General features: G+C 44.2%; 1 protein-coding gene. It reads right to left on the minus strand.

Annotation, left to right across the window (positions count from 1 at the left end; all coding sequences use genetic code 11):
* Positions 1-516, minus strand: a 516-nt coding sequence (locus R7Z47_RS26870; RefSeq protein ID WP_318131028.1) for a LysR substrate-binding domain-containing protein, incomplete at both ends; no start/stop codon positions are given.

A 516-nucleotide genomic window follows, 5' to 3' on the forward strand; every position in this document is an offset into this window, starting at 1 on the left:
CCGCAGCGATACTTGGAGCAGAACTAAAGTTATTCAGTTGAACTGGTGCTGATAAACGCTTTTTTTTGTTCGCTAGCCCTAGCTCTTGGTATTTATGCTCAAACGACAATCGCTTCTCACCCTGCAAAGAGACTTGTCCAAAGTCAAATTCGGCCAAACGCTCTGGAGTTAGCTCTAAATCGGCCAGTGGATGATAGCGGTTCATAAGCAAACGGAAAGTGCGCTTAGCAACAACCATTCGATAGATATTTTGCTCAGAGCTTGGCGGTTGATGAGAGGAAAGTGCGAAATGAACATCTCCAGCCACCAACGCATCAAAATGACGTTTTGGTGCTGAGTCCAAACTGACCTTAAGGTTTGGAGCCTCTTGCCGAATCTTAGCGATAACCTTAGGCATTAAGGTATTAATCTGAGGAAGAAGGCCGTAAACCTTAACGGTGCTTGATACAGTGCTCGGATCAAACGAGTCTCTATGGGCAAGTTTTTCTAAACTGGTAATCACATTATTGATGTCTT

Origin of the sequence: Vibrio sp. 1641 (assembly GCF_033339995.1) — a bacterium.
Classification (GTDB): Bacteria; Pseudomonadota; Gammaproteobacteria; order Enterobacterales; family Vibrionaceae; genus Vibrio; species Vibrio alginolyticus.